The sequence below is a fragment of the Archaeoglobus veneficus SNP6 genome, from assembly GCF_000194625.1.
Lineage (GTDB): Archaea > Halobacteriota > Archaeoglobi > Archaeoglobales > Archaeoglobaceae > Archaeoglobus_C > Archaeoglobus_C veneficus.
This window is the reverse complement of record NC_015320.1, coordinates 654518-676237: the sequence shown is the minus strand read 5'-3', so window position 1 is coordinate 676237 and position 21720 is coordinate 654518. Positions and strand designations below refer to the sequence as shown.

The following is a 21720-nucleotide window of genomic DNA, read 5'->3' as shown; positions in this document are numbered from 1 at the left end:
CCGTCACTTCGTGTAGTAGTTATAAACGGCCGTTATAACAGCCACAACCATCGGCGCAACGAAGAAACCCGCAACGCCCCCTACCATTGCTCCACCGATGAACGCAAGCAGGAGGGCAAGAGGATGAATTCGTGATGCATGGCCGACAAAGTAGGGGCGAAGAACAACTTCGGGAAGGAAGTACAGGAACAGAAATCCTATAGCAGTGAACCATATTGCCATGTTTAAGTTCGTAAGGGCGAGAAACAGTGCTACAGGGGCAAGAACCATCCACTCGGCGAACACCGGGATCAGGGCCGCGAGAAACATGAGCCCGCTGAGGAGCGGGGCGTATGGTATCCGAAAAGCCATGAAGAATGGTATACTTACCAAACCGATTATAACCGCAAAGGCAAAGTTTCCGAACCAGAGTGCAAGAAGCGTTTCGTCAACCTCAGCTATAAACCTCGCAATCTCCTTCTGTCTACTCTCTGGAAATATCCTTATCGTCTTTCTTACAAATGAGTCAGCATCAAGAAGAACGTAGAAGCAGACGATTGCAGATATAATAAAGTTCATGAAGAACATCACTGCCCGGATGGTAACGTCGATCGCAGAAATCTTGAGCTTGCCCTGAGCCAAGGATATAACGCTTGGTATCCAGAGTCTGACATCTTCGATGTACTTCTCATCAATTCCCGCATCTCTCAGAGTGCTGACGAGCATTTGCTCAACTTCATGCTGATGGGTAAAGAGATACACGAGCTGGTTTATCCCCTGAAAAATCCCGTAAAACATCAGGATGAAGATTGGAACGATTATGAGAAGAGTTGCAATCAGGCTTGCAGCAGCTTTTCCTGTTTTCTCTTCAACCCTCTTCTTGATTGGCTTTGCAACGTATGCAAAAACAATACCCATAACTATTCCATCGAGGAGAGGGGAGAAGAACAGGACAAGGAGGGCGAGAAGAGCTACAACGCTGACGACAAAAACGGACGCCCACTTGTCACGCATGCCATATTATCTTCAGCAGAGTATATCACATTTTCCACGGTAACTCTGCAGATAAACCAAATCCAGAATAAAACTATTAAAATCAAAAAAGTCAGGCTGCAGCTACAGCCTCTGCTTCTTTCTCCGGAACCTCTACGGGCTTAGGTTCCTTAAGAAGCTCAATCTTCCTTATCTCAACCCTTCTCAGGGGGTAGACCTTCTTTGCCCTCTTGTATATCTCAGAGGGTATCTTACCCAGCACACACTCCTGAAGGAACTGAACGAAGTTCTCCTGCGTGCCGAACTGCATAACCGTTTCTCTCATCACTGCCCTTATAGCCCTCTTCTGCGAGGACTTGCAGCGCTTGATGGTAAAGGCGACGGGCTTTACTCTGAGAACGTAACCGTCTGCGGTGGTTACGTCAATAACGTCCTCGATCTTGCTGGTCCTCCTCTTTACGAGGCTGTTCAGGTAGTCCCTCGTGAGTTCGAAGCGGTGGAACTTCGTGTAAGCGTTATCGCTGGCAACTCTGTGAACCTTGAAGATCAGTTTCTTGTAGGGGTTCTGGTTGGAGTAGTCGTTTATCAGTTCTGCCAGCGTTATTTCCACAGTTCTGCCTACGACCTTGCTTGGGTCATCTGCAGGAGTCTCTCCGACTTCCGCCATTCCAAAGTACTCAGGAGCGATGAGCGTGTACCATTTTTTAAGTGTCCATTTATCCTTTACTCTGGCCTGCCTCTTCTTTCTCGCCATGGTGAATCACGCATCTCTGCCTGTCAATCAATTAATAAACTTTTTGCCCTCCAGACAGACTCTGCCGGGAAGGCCTAGTGGACTCTACACACCCGTTTTCCACCACTACATGAAATTGTTCTGACAGTCAAAAATTAAAAAGCCTACCAGCACATACTACAGAAAGTTAATATAAGGCAGCGTTGAATAAATTCTATGAGTTTTGAATGGTACACTGAGTTTGTCGATCTAAGCTACGAGCCAGAAGAAAACGAGATCATATGCGTTTTTCGCGTTGAGCCCGACGGGATTTCAATGGAGGAGGCTGCCGGAAGGGTCGCCTCAGAGAGCTCAGTCGGAACGTGGACAACCCTCGCAAAGCTTCCGGAGAGAATAAAGCGTCTCATGGCAAAGGTTTTCGAAATTGATGGAAACGTTGTAAAGATTGCCTACCCCCTCGACCTCTTCGAAGAGGGTAGCATACCTCAGCTACTCAGCAGCGTTGCTGGGAACGTTTTCGGCATGAAAGCTCTGAAAAACCTCCGCCTTGAAGACATAGAATTTCCAGCAGAGTACTGCAAACATTTCTCTGGGCCATTGCTCGGGATTGAAGGAGTAAGAAAGCTCTTCGGCGTTTACGACAGGCCTTTAACTGCAACGGTTCCGAAGCCAAAGGTCGGATTCGATGCCGACGAATACGCAGACATTGCCTATCAGGGATGGTCAGGAGGAATTGACTTCATAAAAGACGACGAGAACCTGACAAGTCAGCCCTTCGTGAGGTTCGAGAAGAGACTCGAGAAGGTCATGAAAGCGAGAGAGAAGGCAGAAAAGGAAACAGGAGAAAAGAAGGTCTATCTCGCAAACGTGACAGCAGTTGGAAAGGAGATGCTCAGAAGGGCAAAACTCGTCGCAGATTACGGTAACGAGTATGTCATGGTCGATATCTTAACTGCCGGATTTTCGGCAGTTCAGATGTTGAGAGAGGAGTGTGAAGATCTTGGCCTTGGAATTCACGCCCACAGAGCCATGCACGCTGCCTTCACGAGAAACCCGAAGCACGGAATTTCACTCGATGTCCTTGTTAAGATTTCGAGGCTCGCCGGCGTTGATAACTTCCACGTGGGCACAGGCGTTGGCAAGATGGAGGGAAGCAAGGACATGGTCAAGAGGCTTGCAGACATATGCAGGCGGGAATGGTACGTGAAGCCCGTATTTCCTGTCTCCTCCGGCGGGTTGCATCCCGGACTCGTTCCAGATATTGTGCAGCTCTTCGGAAAGGACGTCATAATCCAGGCCGGCGGAGGAGTCCATGGACATCCAGACGGGACGCACGCTGGAGCCAAAGCACTGAGGCAGGCTATAGATGCAGTAATAAAGGGTATATCCCTCGACGAGCACGCGAAAAAGCACGCAGAGCTTGCCAGAGCCCTCGAGAAATGGGGTTACACGAGGCCCAAGTAACTATAATTTTTAATCCAACATTTTTCAATTCGAAAGTCTTATATTTTTTGGGGAAAAAGTGCGGTGCAATGCTTCGTCTTCACGTTACGCTGCTCATTGCTATCCTTGCACTGGTTCTTCAACCAGCGGCAGCTTTAAACTTCGACAGCGCGGAAGTACATTACTGCAACGGCAGCGTGGAGGTAAAAGTAAGCTACACCCTCGACCCCCTCACGGCAATCAAGGTCTTCCTCTTCGGTGCGAGCAGTATAGAGGATGACGTAAAGGCTCTTTTTGCCGCTGATAACTACACAGTTGAGAAAATAGACTTCAGTCATGCTGATTTTCTCTTCCCCGTGCACGTAGAGGATGGATGCGCGCGTTTTGAGGGCGTTGAACTGACAGAACCGCTCAACGTCACCCTATGCATAGGTTCGAGCGTTGAGCTCGGAATTACCGATAGAATTCCTCCACTCTATTTCTGCCTCGAATAAAATCTAAATAATTCAAGATTTAAAGCCGGATTACCCTCTTTATGTACTTAGGAGGGATTTCCTCAGCAAGAGCTATGTAGTCATTTGCCTTGATAATTCTTATCCCATTCTCCATCGCCGCCTTTGCATCGATTTCGAGAATTATGGGATCATCGGTGCGAAGCCTCGCCACTTCTTCACTCTTCTCTATCGTCGTTGATAGATGTACATAGGCCTGATTTACGGGCTTTATACCAATTTCGAGGAGTCTGTGAGCTTCCTCTTCGCCAGTGCCGTAGTAGAGGACATCCTCCTCTGCTGGCGGATAATCTGAGAGTTTAACCCTGACGCTGTGGCCGTACCTCGCTCTTATCCTGTTATCTTTAAGCTCGTAGCGCTTCTTCTCGTCGCTGTATATCATTGCTTTTATGAGCCACTGGTTTGCCCAGCGGTACTTCCTGCTTACAACCCTTGCAAGAGCATCAAAGTCAACCCAGCCGTCTTCATCCATTTCAAGCCTGAATTTGTCAGGAAAATGTCTCAGAATTCCAGAAACAAGCCTACCGAGCTTTTCAACCCTCTCTTTGTCGAGGATAAGTTCGCCTTTGTAGCCGCACTTACAGCTTTCGCCCCTGTAAAATCCGTGAGTCGGGCAAATCCTTATGTCCTCCATGTTTACACCCCACAAGGGCCGCGATGACCCCCATAGCCGCGCACGTTTCAAGGCTAACGCCTTTCCCCGTTACATCCCAATGATATTTTGCTTTTTTCATAAGCTCTTTTGGCAACCCCTTCCTTCCCAGACCCATTAAAAATGTTGCGGAGGTTAAGGAGGGCACATCATCAGTGCTTATCCTCTTACCCTCGTCGGGTTTTGAAGTTGTTGCAACAAGCACACCAAAGTGAGCGGGTATTTTTTCAATTAAATGGAATTTCCCGCTCTTATCAAGCTCTTCGAGGTATCTGCCGTGCTCACCTATCGTCGTGTAGTCTCTAACTGCTTTTACAACTTCGTCTCTTTCCTTCCAGAAGGGAAAATCAAGGAGGGCCAAGTGGAGGCCAAACGCATAGCACAGCGGGGCTGCTCTCGCGATGCTCCTGAGGTGTATCTCATGCAGCTTGAGCTTGTCGTAGGTGTTTACCAGACAGAGCACGAACATGGGGCTGGTAGGATGGAGGGCTTTAAATCTTATGCGAGTCTTCGAACATTTCACGAAGTATCGTCCGGCAACACTATTTCACTCATAGATATCTCACAAACTATTTAACCCAGCCTGCAGTGTGCCTGACATGGAGATCACAGTTGCACACACGCCGGATGCTGACGACGCGTTCATGTTCTACGCAATGACTGCAGGAAAAATAGAGATGCCCTTCAAAGTCGTGCACGTCATAGAGGACATAGAAACTCTCAACCGCATGGCCTTTGACGGAGGACTTGACGTAACAGCTATTTCAGTTCACGCTTACGCGTACCTCCACGATAAGTACAGAATTCTTTCTGCAGGAGCAAGTGTTGGCGACGGCTATGGCCCTATTGTCGTGGCTAAGAATGATGTAGAGGTTGAGGGAAGGCGTATTGCAGTTCCAGGGAAGTACACCACTGCATATCTCCTGCTCAAACTTGCCGTCGACGAATTCGAACCAGTTGAGATGAGATTCGACGAGATTATACCAGCTGTCAAGAGAGGAGACGTCGATGCTGGCCTGCTCATTCATGAAGGCCAGATAACCTACGAAAGACATGGCCTGACGAAAGTGCTCGATCTCTGGGAGTGGTGGTACGACAAAACCCGCCTGCCCCTCCCTCTCGGCGTTAATGCCATCAAGAGGAGCATTCCCGAGGATATGCAGAAGGCTTTCCTGAAGGCAATGAGGGAAAGCATCGACTACGCTTTAAATAATGCGGACGAGGCTGTCGAGTATGCAATGAAGTACTCAAGGGGGCTGGACAAGGAAACAACGAAGCGCTTCGCCATGATGTACGTCAACGAGTACACGTACGAGATGCCAGATAGCGTTGTAAAGGGGATAGATGCTCTCCTAACAATGGCAGAGAAGAAGGGGTTCTTTGAGAAGCCACCTGTCGATATCCTCTTTTTGTGATGCCTCACAATTCAGAACCAGAAGACCCTGATACGGTGAACAACAATTCCCATTTCTGTTATTTCAAAGGGATGCACGCCCTCACTGTGGGGTGAGCTTCTCATCTTTACTATTTCAATACCCCTGCTCTCAAAATAACCTCCTTTCAGATAATGAAGCACAATCAGACCATCTGCGGCAAGTTTAGCCGTCATATCTTCCGTCTGGCAGGTAAATATGCTTGTCAGGTCCAGAGCTTTCATTATACCTGAAACGTTCAACAAAGCCCAAGGATGTGGAAAACATACCGGGTTTGCAGAATCGAGAACCGCTCTCTCCGCACCAATCTCGTCTTTAATTGCCGCAACTTCCCCCATATCCAGGGACAGGCGTGCATCTATTACTGCCAGCATGTTCTCGTCTTCGAGGTCTTCAATCTGCCATGAGGAAAAGCGATCCCTTATATGCCGCGGGCTCTCCTCCGTGGTGATGAATATTCCTGCTTCCCCAAACATCCTCGCCCCATTTACCAGATACTGCATAGAAAAAACAGTTTTTCCAGATTCTGCAGCTCCTACAACAAGATACGTACCTCCTTGCGGCAGCCCACCCCCGCAAAGTTCATCGAATCCGGGAATTCCTGTTGAGACCCTTTTGGGCATTGGCTGATTTTTTGATAACAAATACTTATTAAGAATAGCGATATTTTTGTTAATAATGATGAGAATTTTTTGATCCTTCTAAACTCCACTACAGTACGTTTCTCAATCTTACATTAGTCTGATTTCAACCCGGGCTGCTCGGTGTTGTGGGAGCTATGCTGAGGTACAAAGCTTTCAATCCTACATTAGTCTGATTTCAACTGCAGACGATATCGCCGTGATTGTGCTTGAAAGGGTACTCTTTCAATCCTACATTAGTCTGATTTCAACGCACAGCGAGCATATACAGCATTGAGGTATTCGAAGATTCAGATGTCTTTCAATCCTACATTAGTCTGATTTCAACGCAGCAATTGACGAAACCTGGATTAAAGAAATCCCTACCTTTCAATCCTACATTAGTCTGATTTCAACGAGCAGTTTGGCGTATTTGTCGTAGTAGCTCCGCAAGTACTTTCAATCCTACATTAGTCTGATTTCAACTAATGAGTAAGATTGCTGAGATTGAAAGAGAGAATGAACTTTCAATCCTACATTAGTCTGATTTCAACCAATCATTCGCAGCGTGCACGTGCTCAGCGGGACAAAACTTTCAATCCTACATTAGTCTGATTTCAACAAGCTCAGCTGGGCGTGTTGCCATCGGCCCAATAAATTCTTTCAATCCTACATTAGTCTGATTTCAACTAAGACACTACAGTAGGGATATCGGACGAGAAATAGAACTTTCAATCCTACATTAGTCTGATTTCAACAGGATTAAGCGTATGACTCCGCTGAAGCTGTATCAGCGCTTTCAATCCTACATTAGTCTGATTTCAACGTAGCATCAGCGTTTACAAGTCTGATTATCGTCCCAGCGCTTTCAATCCTACATTAGTCTGATTTCAACTTTTGAACAGTTCGTACCATATCTGGGCGCATACGCAACCTTTCAATCCTACATTAGTCTGATTTCAACTGTTAATGGCAATTCAGGTAATTCAGTTGATGGTATATCCTTTCAATCCTACATTAGTCTGATTTCAACCAAATAATCTGAAACTTCGACAGGATAATGATTTATGTCTTTCAATCCTACATTAGTCTGATTTCAACTCGGTGCTGTGGTGCTTTTTATTATCACAGGCTGGAACCTTTCAATCCTACATTAGTCTGATTTCAACGTTCAGATGAGTTTCCCTCAGAACGAGATATGGTTCAACTTTCAATCCTACATTAGTCTGATTTCAACAACATACCTCTTCGAGTATCCACATTCGCACATCAAACCTTTCAATCCTACATTAGTCTGATTTCAACGCGATAACTTTGCTGAACTTATCCCGTCCGAGGAATTTCTTTCAATCCTACATTAGTCTGATTTCAACCATTGTTACAAAGGTTTATACGTCTTATTTTCTCAAAACTTTCAATCCTACATTAGTCTGATTTCAACTTTTGCTCCATCTCTACCACCACCTCACACACAGAGTCCTTTCAATCCTACATTAGTCTGATTTCAACATGAATAGTAAAGTAATACGTTGCACTGTCACAGGATTCTTTCAATCCTACATTAGTCTGATTTCAACATAAGAAACGCCCTTGAAGACAATGTAGTTTTCAGCATGCTTTCAATCCTACATTAGTCTGATTTCAACTCCCATTCGGCCAAATCCTCTAAGCCCTTATCCCATTCGAAGCTTTCAATCCTACATTAGTCTGATTTCAACTTGCCTCGCTCATGTCGCCATACTCGCCCGCTCTTATTCTTTCAATCCTACATTAGTCTGATTTCAACGATGCTGCAGATTGTGCAGCTTTTGTAGATATATGTAACTTTCAATCCTACATTAGTCTGATTTCAACCTGCCTCGTTGCGCCCGCTGAGAATGTCAAATCTACGTCTTTCAATCCTACATTAGTCTGATTTCAACCCGCTTCATGGGCTTGGCTATGGCTCAGCAAGAGCATGCTTTCAATCCTACATTAGTCTGATTTCAACGATCTCTCTGCAGGAACATACTACAACATAGAACTCTATCTTTCAATCCTACATTAGTCTGATTTCAACAGATGGCTCTGGGCTGAATGGCTGCTTATTGCCCCATGTCCCTTTCAATCCTACATTAGTCTGATTTCAACCTTTTTTTATTCAACCCATCTATTTTAACTTAGAATCCTTTCAATCCTACATTAGTCTGATTTCAACAGTTCATGCCTGCATTTGAACTTCGGAAAGTTACCCCAGCTTTCAATCCTACATTAGTCTGATTTCAACGTTGTTTCCGTCCTCTTCAGTGAACGTCAGCTCTTCTCCTTTCAATCCTACATTAGTCTGATTTCAACTGAGATTCCCTCTTTCAATCCTCATCTACCTCCCCCCTACTTTCAATCCTACATTAGTCTGATTTCAACTAAATCCAAGTGTCTGTGCTCAACTATAAGCCTTCTTAGCTTTCAATCCTACATTAGTCTGATTTCAACTTTTTCGTCATCCTTCCCCAGAATTTCCCATTCCTCTACTTTCAATCCTACATTAGTCTGATTTCAACTTTAGGGCATTGAAAGAGCGAATTAAAAGGTTGACAATACTTTCAATCCTACATTAGTCTGATTTCAACTCGCGAATGTCCCCCGCCATGCTGAGGGGGGCAATCTCTTTCAATCCTACATTAGTCTGATTTCAACTCTACTTCGTCGGCTGGCTGAGGATTCCGGCTGTAATCCTCTTTCAATCCTACATTAGTCTGATTTCAACATTTTTGAGAGATATAGCAGGATGAGCAGGGAACTCGAGCTTTCAATCCTACATTAGTCTGATTTCAACGCTTTCGACTTAGCGAGACAGTTTATAGATTATTTGCCTTTCAATCCTACATTAGTCTGATTTCAACAAGGGGACTTGCAGGGATGCAAAAGATTTTTGCAGCTATCTTTCAATCCTACATTAGTCTGATTTCAACGGGAGCCCGCGGATTCGTGCAGTTCCCGTTCATGCTCGCCTTTCAATCCTACATTAGTCTGATTTCAACCTCTAAGAAGTCTGCAAGCTCAAGCCAGTTACCCCAAACTTTCAATCCTACATTAGTCTGATTTCAACAGATTCTGCTTCCTTAAACATTTTTTGAGGTGGTATAGACTTTCAATCCTACATTAGTCTGATTTCAACCAGTGACAGTATATAGAAAAAAGCTGTTAGGAGGTGAAAGAGTCTTTCAATCCTACATTAGTCTGATTTCAACGGTGTGCCTATTTCCGTTCAGCATTTCCTTGCGAGCCTTTCAATCCTACATTAGTCTGATTTCAACATAAAAAATGGCAGATGAGAACTATTAATTATACCACAACTTTCAATCCTACATTAGTCTGATTTCAACTCGAAAAGAATGAAGGTCAGGGTATCATCAAGTGGGAACTTTCAATCCTACATTAGTCTGATTTCAACTCTTGAACCTCATCCTCCGTTAGGCCTTTTGATGGACACTTTCAATCCTACATTAGTCTGATTTCAACAACCAGCAAGACAATCAAAGGATGATCAACGTTCACCGTCTTTCAATCCTACATTAGTCTGATTTCAACTGTGTTGTTCGATTGGGATATTGTATTGTCTGAAGTACTTTCAATCCTACATTAGTCTGATTTCAACTCATTGTTGCCTAAGTCCACCAAATCACCGCCACAATCCTTTCAATCCTACATTAGTCTGATTTCAACCTCCCGAAGCAAAAAGAGCATACTTCACGGCATTAGAACTTTCAATCCTACATTAGTCTGATTTCAACCCTATTTTAAATTTAAATTCCTTTTACAGTACTCATAGCTTTCAATCCTACATTAGTCTGATTTCAACCTCGCCTTGAACTGATATTGTCCCGGACCGATGTTGATCTTTCAATCCTACATTAGTCTGATTTCAACTCCGTATGATGGTATCGTTGTAGCCCTTGCTAATTTGCTTTCAATCCTACATTAGTCTGATTTCAACTCTTCGAAGAAATCAGCGAGTTCGAGCCAGTTCCCCCATCTTTCAATCCTACATTAGTCTGATTTCAACACGGAACGGGAGGCACGGAGGGCGCACTCTGTTATGCCTTTCAATCCTACATTAGTCTGATTTCAACATCTATATCTAAAAGGGAGAATTGAAGAAGTCAATAAGCTTTCAATCCTACATTAGTCTGATTTCAACTTGCCCATCATTTTATTCAAGATGTCTCTAACCACCTCCTTTCAATCCTACATTAGTCTGATTTCAACGCGCAGTACTGAGCCACGCAGTAAGCAGCCAAGCGCTTCTTTCAATCCTACATTAGTCTGATTTCAACCATTGATTACCGCATTGCGAGAAGTAAAAGAATAGCGCCTTTCAATCCTACATTAGTCTGATTTCAACTTGAGATAACCTTACTGAACTTATCTCTGCCAAAGAACTCCTTTCAATCCTACATTAGTCTGATTTCAACTAGACACTCTATATCCATCCTAATCTCCCTCCCCGATCTTTCAATCCTACATTAGTCTGATTTCAACATTTTTTTGCATCCTCTCCAGCACTCAATTTTCTGTGCCTTTCAATCCTACATTAGTCTGATTTCAACATGAAACGGCTAACGGAAAGACTCTTGATACGTCGCAGCTTTCAATCCTACATTAGTCTGATTTCAACGGGAGATAGATGAGGATGAGGATTGAAAGGGGAAATCTCCTTTCAATCCTACATTAGTCTGATTTCAACACTCGGTAATTTTCTCCTGAATGGTAATTTAAAGGTTTCTGAAGGCTGCTATGGCAATCCCGAATCGCCCACCTTCAGTTGTGCAAACTCTTTAAAAAGGTGGACGATCCACGGATTCGACCTCTTTCTCATAGAATCCAGATTATTCAAATGTAAATCGATAAAAATCAAAATACAAAGGGGATGATTCAAAACAACGTCCATTCCATCCTCAGTAGCCTAAAAGAACCAAATAAAAATCAAAAGTTTAATCAATATTAACAGCAGATTAAAAGATGGACGATGGATGGAGAAAAGGTTATACGGTGAGAGAAACAAATCAAACTTGTGATTTCGGAAGTTTCCGAGATGTACGTGCGTGGTACGCAGGTTAACTATTATTTCATTTGCAAGACGAAACTTTGGCTTTTCAGCCACAATGTAACGATGGAGCAAGAAAGTGATGCTGTTAAGCTTGGAAAGCTCATCCACAGAGAGGTCTTTTCAAGAGACGAAAAAGATGTTCAAATCGGCCCAATTGCCATAGATGTGGTGAAGCGGGGAGACGTGATTGAAATAAGAGAAGTGAAGAAGTCCAAAAAGATGGAGGAGTCTCACGTTTACCAGACTCTCTACTACCTATACTTCCTCAAGACCCTCGGGATTAAAGCCAGAGCTGTTCTGACGTATCCAAAACATAGAGAAACCATCAAGCTGGAGCTCAGTGGAGAGGATGAGGAGAAGTTGAAGAATATCGTGAAGGAAATAGATGAAATCGTTGCCGGAGGCATCCCAAAACCGGAGAAAAAGAAAATCTGTAGGAGGTGCGCGTACTTTGAGTTCTGTTTTTCATAAGTGTCGCAGGTGATGGTTTTGAAGAAGAGGAACTACTACATAGTCTCGGACGGGAAGCTGAGGAGGCACGAAAACACGATATACTTCGAGAACGAGGAAGGAAAGAGACCAATACCCATCAATTCGATATACGCCATTTACGCCCTTGGCTCTCTCACCGTCACATCTCCAGCCCTTTCAACACTGGCAAAAGAAGGTGTGTGCGTTCACTTCTTCAACCGCTCCGGATTCTACGTTGGTAGCTTTTATCCACGAGAGACTCTCGTTTCGGGAGATGTGCTCGTCAGGCAGGTTGAGCATTACATCGATAAAGAGAAAAGACTATTTCTGGCAAAGGCCTTTGTTGAGGGAGCAATTCTCAACATGTCCAGAGTTCTGGCCTATTACAAAGAAGAAGACGCGAAGAAGGAAGTTGATGATGCTCTGCAGAGCCTTCTGACTGCAGAAACCGTGAACGAGGTAATGGGCGTGGAAGCAAACGCCAGGAACGCATACTACTCAGCCTTCGACTCGATACTGCGAAACTTCGAGTTCGAAAGGAGAAGCAGGAGACCGCCGCACAACGAGGTGAATGCAATGATAAGCTTCGGTAACGCGCTGCTTTACTCAACTGTCCTCTCCGAAATATACCATACCCAGCTTAATCCAACGATTTCATATCTTCATGAGCCCTCAGAAAGACGATTCAGTCTCGCTCTCGATATAGCGGAGATATTCAAGCCACTGATCGTTGACAGGACGATTTTCGGGCTTGTAAACAAAGGTGTGATTAAGAATGACGATTTCAGGGAGGAGCTCAATGGAGTTCTGCTTAGCGAGAGCGGAAAGGAGAAGTTCCTGAAAGCTTACAATGATAAATTGAACACGACAATAAAGCACAGAAAGCTCAACAGAAACGTTTCTTATCAGCGACTCATAAGGCTCGAGTGCTACAAGCTCGCAAAACATTTGCTTGGCGTTGAAAAGTACTCTCCCTTCGTTATGTGGTGGTAGCGGGTGGACAATGAGTTGTGAAACACGCAGGTGGTAGCGTGTACGTTATCATAGTCTACGACGTGAACGTGGAGAGGGTCAACCAGGTTAAGAAGTTCCTGCGACGATATCTCACGTGGATCCAGAACTCTGTGTTTGAGGGTGAGCTAAGCGAGGCGGATTTGGAGGAAGTGAAGCTCGGACTTAGTGACATAATCGATGGCAGTGAAGACATGGTAGTGATATACCGCCTGCCAAGCAACAGGAGTCTAAAGAAGGACGTTCTCGGCATCGACAAGAGTTGCAGCAGTGAGATAATATGATTCAGTTTACATTTTAAACTTATAAAACAAAATACATAGCTTTTTTAAAATTAGTTCACTTTCGCACCACTCAAAAATTTTAAGTAAAATTAAGACAGCAAAAAACGTGTGCGGCTGCGGATTGGTTTAACAGCCTGCTCGGATCCTGCATACATCGATTTTAACCATTCATACCATCTCGCCTCTATGATCTACAGAGCTATTGAGAGGGCCGATCCAGAACTTTCTCTGGAATTGCATACTCCATCGCAGTTCAAGTTCTTCACGTTCAGCAGATTGATGGTGGAGGGGCGAAAGTTTAGGATTGAAAACGGGAGGATGAGGCTGCTGAACCCAAACGTCCATTTCTTCTTTTCGACCATGCGGAAGTATGTTGGTGTCGCTCTCATCGAAGGACTGCTGGAGAAGCCCGAAGTTAAGATTGGAGGCACGGAGTTTGTCGTGTCGGAAATAAATGTGATGAAGGAGAAAGAAGTGGGTAAAAGAGAGAAGTTCGTAACGCTGTCTCCGATTAACGTTACCACCGTGGAAGAAAACGGGCGGAAGAAAACCGTTGATCTGTATCCCAACAACCCGAAGTTTTACGAGAATTTGAGGAAGAATCTGGTTAAGAAATACGTGGCGTTTTATGGCAGAGAGCCGAAGGATGATGAACTTCGGGTTAGGGTAGTAAGTTCGAAGCCAGTAAGGGTTCAGCTCAAGAATACGTTTCACCGCGCTTCTCTGATGGTTTTTGAGGCTGAGGGGAGTAAGGAATTGCTGGAAGTCGGGTATAAGGCGGGGTTTGGGGAACGCAACAGCATGGGTTTCGGGATGGTGAAGGTGGTATGAGTAGTAGTAACTTGGTAGAGGACCATACCGAAGAAGAGAAGCAAGTAGATGGTATAGAATTTTACTGGACGGGTCATCCTTTTGTGGATGCAGGTTTAGCTGCGATTCTACTAATTGCTGGAAAAAATAAGCCAGAAGAACTTAATGAAAAAGACATAGAAAAGGCAATAGACTTTGCATCGAAACTCTATGCAACAAAAGAGTGGAGTTCGAGTTATCTTCATGGAATGATTTTTCCCAATAGCGGAATATTAATGGCAAATCCAAGCATGACTAAAAAGAGGTCACCAGAAGCCATAGCTGAAAATTTGTGGAGTATTTTAGAGGAGTTTAAAGTCAACAATAGAGATTCTCCCAAATGTGTTTTGTGTGGAAGAAGGCCTGCATACACAAAAAAGGAAGTTTACCTCTCAGTATTTCCGTTACTTGGGACTGGAGGTGTTCCAAACTTTTTCCACTCTGCAAATACTCGTGGGGCAGACATCTGCGCTCATTGCATTTTCTTGACACAGTTCATGCCATTGGCATCTTACAGACTCTCAAAGCCTCCAAGAGTGTTAGTAATACATGCATATCCCTATGAACTCATGTTTGAGCTTTCTAAAGAAGCTCTTGAGGATATAAAGAAAAGTAAACTTGCATCTCAGGCAAGGGGATTCAGAAGACCAGAAAACTTTCTTTTTCACCTTGTAGGCGAAATAACTAGAAAAATTGAACGCGATGAAGTCTGGGAAAACTCTTCAGTTTCCTTATACTATTTTATATGCAACAATCAAAGCCAAATATTAGATGTGATCTATGTTCCAACTCCTGTGTTAAGATTTGTGGCCTACGCCAATCTTGTAGATGAAAAAGGATGGAAGCATATTGTTTCAATGGGATGGGGAAGACAACCAAGCGATGAAGAATTTGAAAAATTCGAACGTTCAAATCGAAATGAAGTTTACTCTCGTCTCTTAAACAATGAGAGCATTCTTCCTTATTTTATTAACAGAACTTCAAGACAAACAAATACTGTTTGGAGTCTTTTGGCTTTTTACTGCTCGGAGGTGTTGGGTTTGGATGAGAAAGTTTTGGATTTCATAAAAGATATTGGGGACAGAATAGTCGAAACCATCGGGAAGCTTCCAGAGCACAAGCTTGATGATGAAGTAAGGAGCTTGGAGCGTGCTGAAAAGCTTTACCAGTTTGAGGCATTCTTTATCCGTGTGGAGAAGCTTCGGCAGAATCTCGGTATAGAGAGACCTTTGATGACATTCGACGAGTTTGCAAGAATTCTCACAGCTTATGGAGAGGATATAAACATTTCCTGGAGGACTGTCAAGAATCTGTTGCTGTTCCGCATTTATGAGAAGCTCCACGACAGGTTGATGAAATCGGTCGAATCTAAAAAAATCGAAGAAATGAGGGTTGAAGAAAGTGAGTATGCAATCTACGGAGGTGGAGAAGAATGAGGTTTGCTGTTGGTATGATTTTGGTTGATGCACCGCATTCGGCTTTGAACATGCTTGGTATAGATGAGAGTCTTCCAGAAAGGACGGTGACTAGAGTTAAGAAACTGAGAAAAGGTGGTCTGTCCTACCCCTACGTTTCACCGCAGGCATGGCGCTACTGGTGGAGGAAGACTCTCTCAGAACGCTTCAATTGGAATCTCTCACCGATGTTTAGAGAGGAGAAGCAGGTTTTTACTGCTGCAAATCCAATAGAATATCCTGACGACGACGTTTTCGGATACATGAGAGCATTCAAGAAAGGAAACGTGAACATTACCGTTACAAGGATATCTCCGCTGAAGAACACCCCATTGGTCTCTTTACTTCCGGATAGAAGTTCAGTTACACAAGATGAGGGATACGCTTCAAGGCATGAGGGAGATCCTGTTCCCTACTCGCAGGAATTTTATTCTACAGTTTTAAAGGGGGCTTTTTCCTTGGATCTCGACGCTGTTGGAAGATATACTATAATCGACAAAGCCGGTTTCAAAAACCTGTTAAGAGTAGATGAAATCCCGAAGAATCTGAGTGAAGTAAAGAGTGAATACGAAGCAATTATGTCAAAAGCAGAAGAAATTGGAACTGAAATTAACGAAAAAGAATTGATAATGCCAAAAGAAGTTAGAAAGAAAAGGGCAAGTGATACGATTAAGGCACTTCGCTATATTTTCGGTGGTGCAAAACAAACCCAGTACCTCACTGATGTGACACCCAAGTTCACGATCTTAGCAATGTTTGAGGGAGGTATAAACCCATTCATAAGTGAGATAATTTATGAGGATAGAGGGGAAATAAAATTTGACTCTGAAGCTTTAATTTCAAGGATTCTTGAGTTCAAAGATCTCCTCAATCCGAAGAAACTTTTCATTGGCAAAGACAAGGGATTCATGAGGGAGTGGGAAGACGAGTTAAAGAAAGTCAAAAACTCTCTTAATGAAAAGGGAATCGAAGTCGTGGTTACAACTGTTGGTGATGCAATAGAAAAGTTTGCTGAAGAAATCGAAGCTTACTATGGTTGATCTATGATACGAGTAAAAATAAAAAGCTGGACTGCAAGCTTTAGATATCCCACATTCCAGTCAGGCTATCAGCCCACCTTACCAGTCCCTCCGCTCTCGACAATTCAGGGCATATTGTCAGCGGCAAGAGGCGAAATAGCGTCTTTCAGCGAAATTCCATTCGTTGGATATGTCTTCAAGAGTGAGGGTAAAGGAGTAGATCTTGAAAGAATCTATGCCTTGGGGAAAACTGAAACTGATGTAATAAGGCGAGAGGTGTTGTTCGACAACACCCTTCATCTTTACCTGCCTGACGAATGGGAAAAATACTTCAGAAAGCCGAAATTTCAATTGTTGCTTGGACGTTCAAGCGACATAGCCACAGTAGAAAAGATAGAGAAGATCGAGCTTAAAGAAAGGGCGAATGTTCCTGTTGGAGGAACTATTGTTCCAATAGCTTCAGGTTTGCCGGGTTTGGTTCATGCACTTCCAGTGGAATTTGATTACTCAACGACACCAAGAAGAGCAAAAATAGTAAAACCATTTACTATTCTGCCTTTTCCCAGAAATTTAGCTCAAAGAAAGCGACAAACATACAATGGTAAGCTTCCTTACGACCCCGAAATAGACATCGGAGTATGGCTCTATGAAGGTCTGCATGGCAAAGTTTAACCCCAACGATTTTCTCGAATGCCATGTCAATGATGCTCTTAATGTGATGAAGAGTATAAAAACTGCATTTCCGTGGATTTCTGAAATACGCAAAAATTTCTGGGAGCTTCTTTTTTACTCCATTCTTTTGCATGATCTTGGCAAGTGTTCAGTTGGTTTTCAGAGAGCTGGAGCAAAAGGAGAAATCTGGGGATACAGACATGAGATCCTTTCAACAGCATTTACACAGTTTTTGGATTGTGTCGAGGAAGAAAGAAATTTGATTGCTCTTGCAATTTTGACCCACCACAGATACTTGAATGACCTTCCGGTACCAACTAAAGCCGAAGAATTCGTATGGATGAGCTATCTTGAGAGAGTTGATGAACTCCTTGAAAATTCTGACTATGTTGAAGAAGTTTTCATGCCAAAAATCCCATACTGGGAGATCTATGTTTTTGGCAAGACTATCGGAAAGTTTAAGCTCTCTGATGACTGGAAAAAGGGAATTAAGGAATATAATTTCGATGGACTGCTAAATTGGTATGATCGAAATTGGGAAAAATACAAAGAAGAGCTAATTTTTCTCAAAGGGTTGCTGAATGCATGTGATCATCTGTCATCTGCAGGTGAGAACTCAGTAAGACTTCTTCCATTTATAGCCGAGGTTATTGCGTTCAGAATTCCAAGAGAAGAGTGGAGACCTTTGCAGAAACAGGCAAATCAAATTAAAGGAAATCTCCTTCTCAGGGCACCCACTGGATATGGGAAGACTGAGAGTGCTCTTTTGTGGGCAGACGCTAATAGTCATTCAACCAAAAGAGGAGTTTCCAACAGAATTTTCTATGTTTTACCGTATAAGGCAAGCATTAATGCAATGTATGACAGAATGCTGGAATATTTTAAAAGTCCGGAGTTAGTTGGTGTTTTACATAGTTCATCATCCTACTATCTCTACGCTTCAAATTTTGAATATAAGCGCCTCTCAAGTCTCTATCAAAAAATATTCACACCCTTAAAAGTAACAACGCCATTCCAGATAATGAAGGCATTTTTCGGTGTTGGGTTCTTCGAAATGACGCTAAGTGAGCTGAAAAATGCTTTGCTAATCTTTGATGAGATACATGCCTATGAACCGAATATTCTGGGAATAATTCTTGCAATGCTGGAGATACTTAAAGAACACAAAACGAAAGCTTTGATCATGTCTGCAACTCTGCCGGACTTCATTGAGGAGCTTTTTATTGAATTGCTGAATCCAGAGAAGCTAAAAATTCCAAGCGAGGATGCTGATCGCTTCACAAGACATCGCGTTAAAATTGTTAAGGGAAATATTGAGGAGAACCTTCAAAGCTTTGCAGAGAAATTTAAAGAGAGAAATCTTACACCTGCATTAATTGCATGCAATACTGTCGATAGGGCGATTGAGGTTTATAAACGACTTAAAAGCCTTGGTTATCGCGTTATGCTTCTTCACAGCCGGTTTACCTACGGAAATAGGGAGGAGCTTGAGAGAAAATTGAGGAGAGATTTGGACGGTTATGATTTCGTTGTTGCAACACAGGTTGTTGAAGTATCACTAGACATAAGCTTTCAGACAATTCTGACAGAACCCGCACCTCTTGATGCTCTTATTCAGCGATTTGGAAGAGTAAACCGACAGGGATGGAAAGAAAAGAGAATAGCTGATGTCTACGTTTTAACTGACGGTTCTGAGAAAGATGAGAACGTTTACAAACCATATGATGTTGTAAGAGAGAGTATCAAAATCTTAAAGAACTTAGATGGGCAGGAACTCAAGGAATCGCTTATCCCCAACCTTGTAAGTGAGGCCTACTCCAAAATAAAGAGCCAACTTGTCAAAGAAATAGAAGAGCACAGACTCACTGCTCTCGAACTTTTTGAAGATCTGCAACCACTTAAAAAGACTGAAAGTGAACACCAGTTTTACAGAATGTTTCAGGGTTTGGAAGTTGTCCCAGTAAGATTTGCAGATAAGGCCGTTAGATTAATTAAAAGCGGAAGAGGAATTGAGGTTCACCGATACTTGGTCCCGCTCCCTTACTGGAAGTTTTATGCCTTGCAGGATAAATTTGGAGAGATCTTCTGGTATGATAGGGATCACAGAATAATTATTGCAAATCTCAAGTACAGTCATGAAACTGGGCTTATGGATGAAGTTTGTAATGAGATAGGGATAATTTAATATTGTGATAAAACTTTACAGGATTAAATATCTGATTTCTCTCGATGGAGGTTTTAAAGAACCGTGTGTAAAAGAGGGAATAGACTTATTTAGTTGATAGACATGTACGAACTCTCGAAAGTTTTTAAGACCTCCTAATTTATCCTTAATTCTATCTCCGTCAGGAATTTATCAACCTTCTTTCTGGTTTTTTGAATATGTAAACTTCGTAGCTCATAATTTAACGAGTTTATCGCTCTCTTTTTTAATGATCTCGTCAGCTTCTTTAGTAAATTCAAATTTCGTCATCCGTTAAGAGCCACTTCACAAGGAGCCGAAGAATGGATATCCTTAGAATTTGAAACCGGCAGAAATGACCCTAAAAGTGTCTTTATCTTCCCAACCCACAAAAAGAAACAAAAAAAGTTTAAGCAAGCCCCTTTGCTCTGGCGAACTCTGCAACGTTCTCCACCTGGCTCCTGCTCCTCGCTTCCATCGCACTAACCGGAACCTTCCTGAATATCTCTCCGTGCAGTTTAACGATGTCCTCTGGAGGCTTCGTAACCAAGCTGACAACGACAATGACGAGCAGGGTTACGAAGAAGTTCACGAAGAACACGGGAACTCCGTTCAGTGCTGCTCCTATTGAACCAAAGATTCCTGGAGCGTCGGGGTGGAAAGACCACCCGTATATCGATGACTCTAAGATGACCTCCGAAATCAGGCCGTAGGCCATTCCTGCAATTCCAGCTTCCTTCGTAACCCTCTTCCACCACAGGCTGAGCGTCAGAATCGGCCCGAAGCCAACTGCCAGACCTCCCCAGGCGGTGGCGACCATTGCGTAAACTATCTTGTTTCCGCTCATCGCATAGTAGAGAGCCACTATTGCGAGAGCTATAACCACAAGCCTGCCAATGTTGACCATCTGCTTCTTTCCGAGCTCTTTTCCGAGAACTTTATGGTACAGATCCCTCGAGATAGCAGAAGATGCTACGAGGAGCTGTGAATCAGCGGTAGACATTATCGCCGCCAGAATACCTGCTATAACGAAGCCTGCCAGCCACGATGGCATGAGTTCGAGCGCAATTGCCGGAATGATTCGTTCTGGGTCTTCAACCTGGACGATTCCACCTTCTACCAGCGCAAAGCCAAGGAAACCTGCGAAGAATGCGCCCCACAGAACGATGATCGTCCATATGCCGCTGATGAATATTCCAGGCCTTCTGAGCTTTCTCGGATCTTCGACGCTCATATACCTCGTCACTATGTGTGGCTGGCCGAGGTAGCCGACGATCCACGACGCGTAGCCTATCGCAAAGACCACGGCAGCGAAACCAGCAGCGCCACCGAAGGGATGCAGGTGATTCGGATCCACGCTCGCCATGATCTCCGTAGCTCTGTCCAGACCACCAACACTTGCCAGCGCAAGAATCGGAACTATTATCAATGTGGCAAGCATGAACAGAGCCTGAATCACATCAGTCCAAACAACAGCAAAGAATCCACCAGTCAGAACGTAGGCCGTTACGATGATGGCCGTTACCAGAATCGCTGTATTGACGTCTATGCCAAACGCCTGTGCCAGAGCCTTGCCTCCGGCAGCAAACTGGGCGGAGACGTATGCCGTCATGAAGATCAGGATGATTATCGCTCCAAGAATTCTGATGAGCTTCGTGTCATCCTTGAGTCTCGCTTCCAAGTAATCTGGGACAGTTATGGCTCTGAACTTTCCTGTGTAGATCCTGAGCCTTGGCCCAATCAGAACGTAGTCGGCGAGGGTTCCGAATAGACATCCTATCGCTGCCCAGAATGCGCCAAGTCCTGACTTAAAGGCCTGGCCGGGATAACCGAGCATTAACCAGCCGCTGAAGTCACTTGCCTTGTCACTCAAAGCAGCAGCAATGACCCGAACCCTTCTGCCACCTACGAAATACTGGTCTTCTGTTTTCGTGTACCTGCTTGCCCACCAGCCAATGTACATGAGGACTGCTAGATATACCACAAATCCAATCAGAACGCTCATATTCACTCCTCCAGACCTTCGTCGTAGCCAAGAATTTCGTCCGTAACGAGATACTCCTTGCCCGTTATTTTATCCCAGAAGCCGTACACAATCATCACAGCGATGCCCAAAATCGTCGGAATAAGCAAGGTCATCCATGCTGCGCTGCTGAGACCCATTCACACACCTCCCCAAGGCTCTGAATTCGTTGCAAGACTCCATATAAAGGGGTTTCTATCTGAACTATTTTTATCAAGATTGACGAATAAGTAAAATAAATGTTTGGTAGTACATATTAAGTATGAAAAAATTATAATCTAATTAGATAGGCACGGGGCAA

General features: G+C 43.8%; 18 protein-coding genes and 1 CRISPR repeat array. Of the genes, 11 read left to right on the top strand and 7 right to left on the bottom strand.

Features of this window, described 5'->3' with window-relative positions:
* Positions 1-3: 3 nt before the first annotated feature.
* Together ARCVE_RS03870 and ARCVE_RS03865 are read right to left on the bottom strand one after the other, a co-directional pair.
* A complete protein-coding gene (locus ARCVE_RS03870) occupies positions 4-993 on the bottom strand; it encodes an AI-2E family transporter (RefSeq protein WP_013683476.1) in 990 nt (329 codons plus the stop codon).
* Positions 994-1084: 91 nt separating this feature from the next.
* On the bottom strand, positions 1085-1726 hold the full coding sequence (locus ARCVE_RS03865; RefSeq protein ID WP_013683475.1) for a 30S ribosomal protein S3ae: 642 nt from the start codon (positions 1724-1726) through the stop codon (positions 1085-1087).
* A gap of 195 nt (positions 1727-1921) precedes the next feature.
* On the opposite strand from ARCVE_RS03865, the gene rbcL reads away from it, so the two are divergent.
* Together rbcL and ARCVE_RS03855 are read left to right on the top strand one after the other, a co-directional pair.
* Complete coding sequence (gene rbcL / locus ARCVE_RS03860) at positions 1922-3169, top strand: type III ribulose-bisphosphate carboxylase (protein WP_013683474.1); 1248 nt, start codon at positions 1922-1924, stop codon at positions 3167-3169.
* 68 nt (positions 3170-3237) lie between these two features.
* Positions 3238-3642: a hypothetical protein gene (locus ARCVE_RS03855; RefSeq protein ID WP_013683473.1), complete on the top strand. Its 405-nt coding sequence runs from the start codon at positions 3238-3240 to the stop codon at positions 3640-3642.
* A gap of 19 nt (positions 3643-3661) precedes the next feature.
* On the opposite strand, the gene ARCVE_RS03850 is transcribed toward ARCVE_RS03855, so the two are convergent.
* The gene (locus ARCVE_RS03850) at positions 3662-4294 is read right to left on the bottom strand and encodes an RNA 2'-phosphotransferase (protein ID WP_013683472.1); all 633 of its coding nucleotides are present in this window, start codon (positions 4292-4294) and stop codon (positions 3662-3664) included.
* Complete coding sequence (locus tag ARCVE_RS03845; RefSeq protein ID WP_013683471.1) at positions 4239-4781, bottom strand: DUF531 domain-containing protein; 543 nt, start codon at positions 4779-4781, stop codon at positions 4239-4241. The genes ARCVE_RS03850 and ARCVE_RS03845 overlap by 56 nt, the downstream gene beginning before the upstream one ends.
* Before the next feature lie 130 nt (positions 4782-4911).
* Between ARCVE_RS03845 and ARCVE_RS03840 the strand changes: the two genes are divergently transcribed.
* On the top strand, positions 4912-5727 hold the full coding sequence (locus ARCVE_RS03840; protein ID WP_013683470.1) for a menaquinone biosynthesis family protein: 816 nt from the start codon (positions 4912-4914) through the stop codon (positions 5725-5727).
* Between the two features lie 11 nt (positions 5728-5738).
* On the opposite strand, the gene ARCVE_RS03835 is transcribed toward ARCVE_RS03840, so the two are convergent.
* A complete protein-coding gene (locus ARCVE_RS03835) occupies positions 5739-6368 on the bottom strand; it encodes an ATPase domain-containing protein (RefSeq protein WP_013683469.1) in 630 nt (209 codons plus the stop codon).
* A gap of 99 nt (positions 6369-6467) precedes the next feature.
* Positions 6468-11091: direct repeats of the CRISPR family, unit length 30 nt; unit sequence CTTTCAATCCTACATTAGTCTGATTTCAAC.
* A 327-nt stretch (positions 11092-11418) separates the two neighbouring features.
* Between ARCVE_RS03835 and cas4 the strand changes: the two genes are divergently transcribed.
* From cas4 to ARCVE_RS03795, 8 genes are all read left to right on the top strand, one after another.
* The gene (cas4, locus tag ARCVE_RS03830; RefSeq protein ID WP_013683468.1) at positions 11419-11925 is read left to right on the top strand and encodes a CRISPR-associated protein Cas4; all 507 of its coding nucleotides are present in this window, start codon (positions 11419-11421) and stop codon (positions 11923-11925) included.
* A gap of 18 nt (positions 11926-11943) precedes the next feature.
* Complete coding sequence (gene cas1b, locus ARCVE_RS03825; protein WP_013683467.1) at positions 11944-12918, top strand: type I-B CRISPR-associated endonuclease Cas1b; 975 nt, start codon at positions 11944-11946, stop codon at positions 12916-12918.
* A gap of 38 nt (positions 12919-12956) precedes the next feature.
* The gene (cas2, locus tag ARCVE_RS03820; RefSeq protein ID WP_013683466.1) at positions 12957-13220 is read left to right on the top strand and encodes a CRISPR-associated endonuclease Cas2; all 264 of its coding nucleotides are present in this window, start codon (positions 12957-12959) and stop codon (positions 13218-13220) included.
* Positions 13221-13328: 108 nt separating this feature from the next.
* Positions 13329-14051, top strand: a complete 723-nt coding sequence (cas6, locus tag ARCVE_RS03815) for a CRISPR-associated endoribonuclease Cas6 (protein ID WP_013683465.1) — start codon at positions 13329-13331, stop codon at positions 14049-14051.
* Positions 14048-15505 (top strand): type I-B CRISPR-associated protein Cas8b1/Cst1, encoded by a 1458-nt coding sequence (gene cas8a1, locus ARCVE_RS03810; RefSeq protein ID WP_013683464.1) that lies wholly within the window; start codon positions 14048-14050, stop codon positions 15503-15505. The genes cas6 and cas8a1 overlap by 4 nt, the downstream gene beginning before the upstream one ends.
* Positions 15502-16563, top strand: a complete 1062-nt coding sequence (cas7i, locus tag ARCVE_RS03805; RefSeq protein WP_013683463.1) for a type I-B CRISPR-associated protein Cas7/Cst2/DevR — start codon at positions 15502-15504, stop codon at positions 16561-16563. Before cas8a1 ends, cas7i begins: the two co-directional genes overlap by 4 nt.
* A 3-nt stretch (positions 16564-16566) precedes the next feature.
* Positions 16567-17214, top strand: coding sequence for a type I-B CRISPR-associated protein Cas5b (cas5b, locus tag ARCVE_RS03800; RefSeq protein ID WP_013683462.1), 648 nt, complete (start codon positions 16567-16569; stop codon positions 17212-17214).
* Positions 17189-19399: a CRISPR-associated helicase/endonuclease Cas3 gene (locus tag ARCVE_RS03795; RefSeq protein ID WP_048085603.1), complete on the top strand. Its 2211-nt coding sequence runs from the start codon at positions 17189-17191 to the stop codon at positions 19397-19399. The genes cas5b and ARCVE_RS03795 overlap by 26 nt, the downstream gene beginning before the upstream one ends.
* A gap of 406 nt (positions 19400-19805) precedes the next feature.
* On the opposite strand, the gene ARCVE_RS03790 is transcribed toward ARCVE_RS03795, so the two are convergent.
* Both ARCVE_RS03790 and ARCVE_RS11495 read right to left on the bottom strand, forming a co-directional pair.
* Positions 19806-21407, bottom strand: coding sequence for a sodium/proline symporter (locus tag ARCVE_RS03790; RefSeq protein WP_048085601.1), 1602 nt, complete (start codon positions 21405-21407; stop codon positions 19806-19808).
* Positions 21404-21559, bottom strand: coding sequence for a hypothetical protein (locus tag ARCVE_RS11495; protein ID WP_013683459.1), 156 nt, complete (start codon positions 21557-21559; stop codon positions 21404-21406). Before ARCVE_RS11495 ends, ARCVE_RS03790 begins: the two co-directional genes overlap by 4 nt.
* Between the last annotated feature and the right edge of the window lie 161 nt (positions 21560-21720).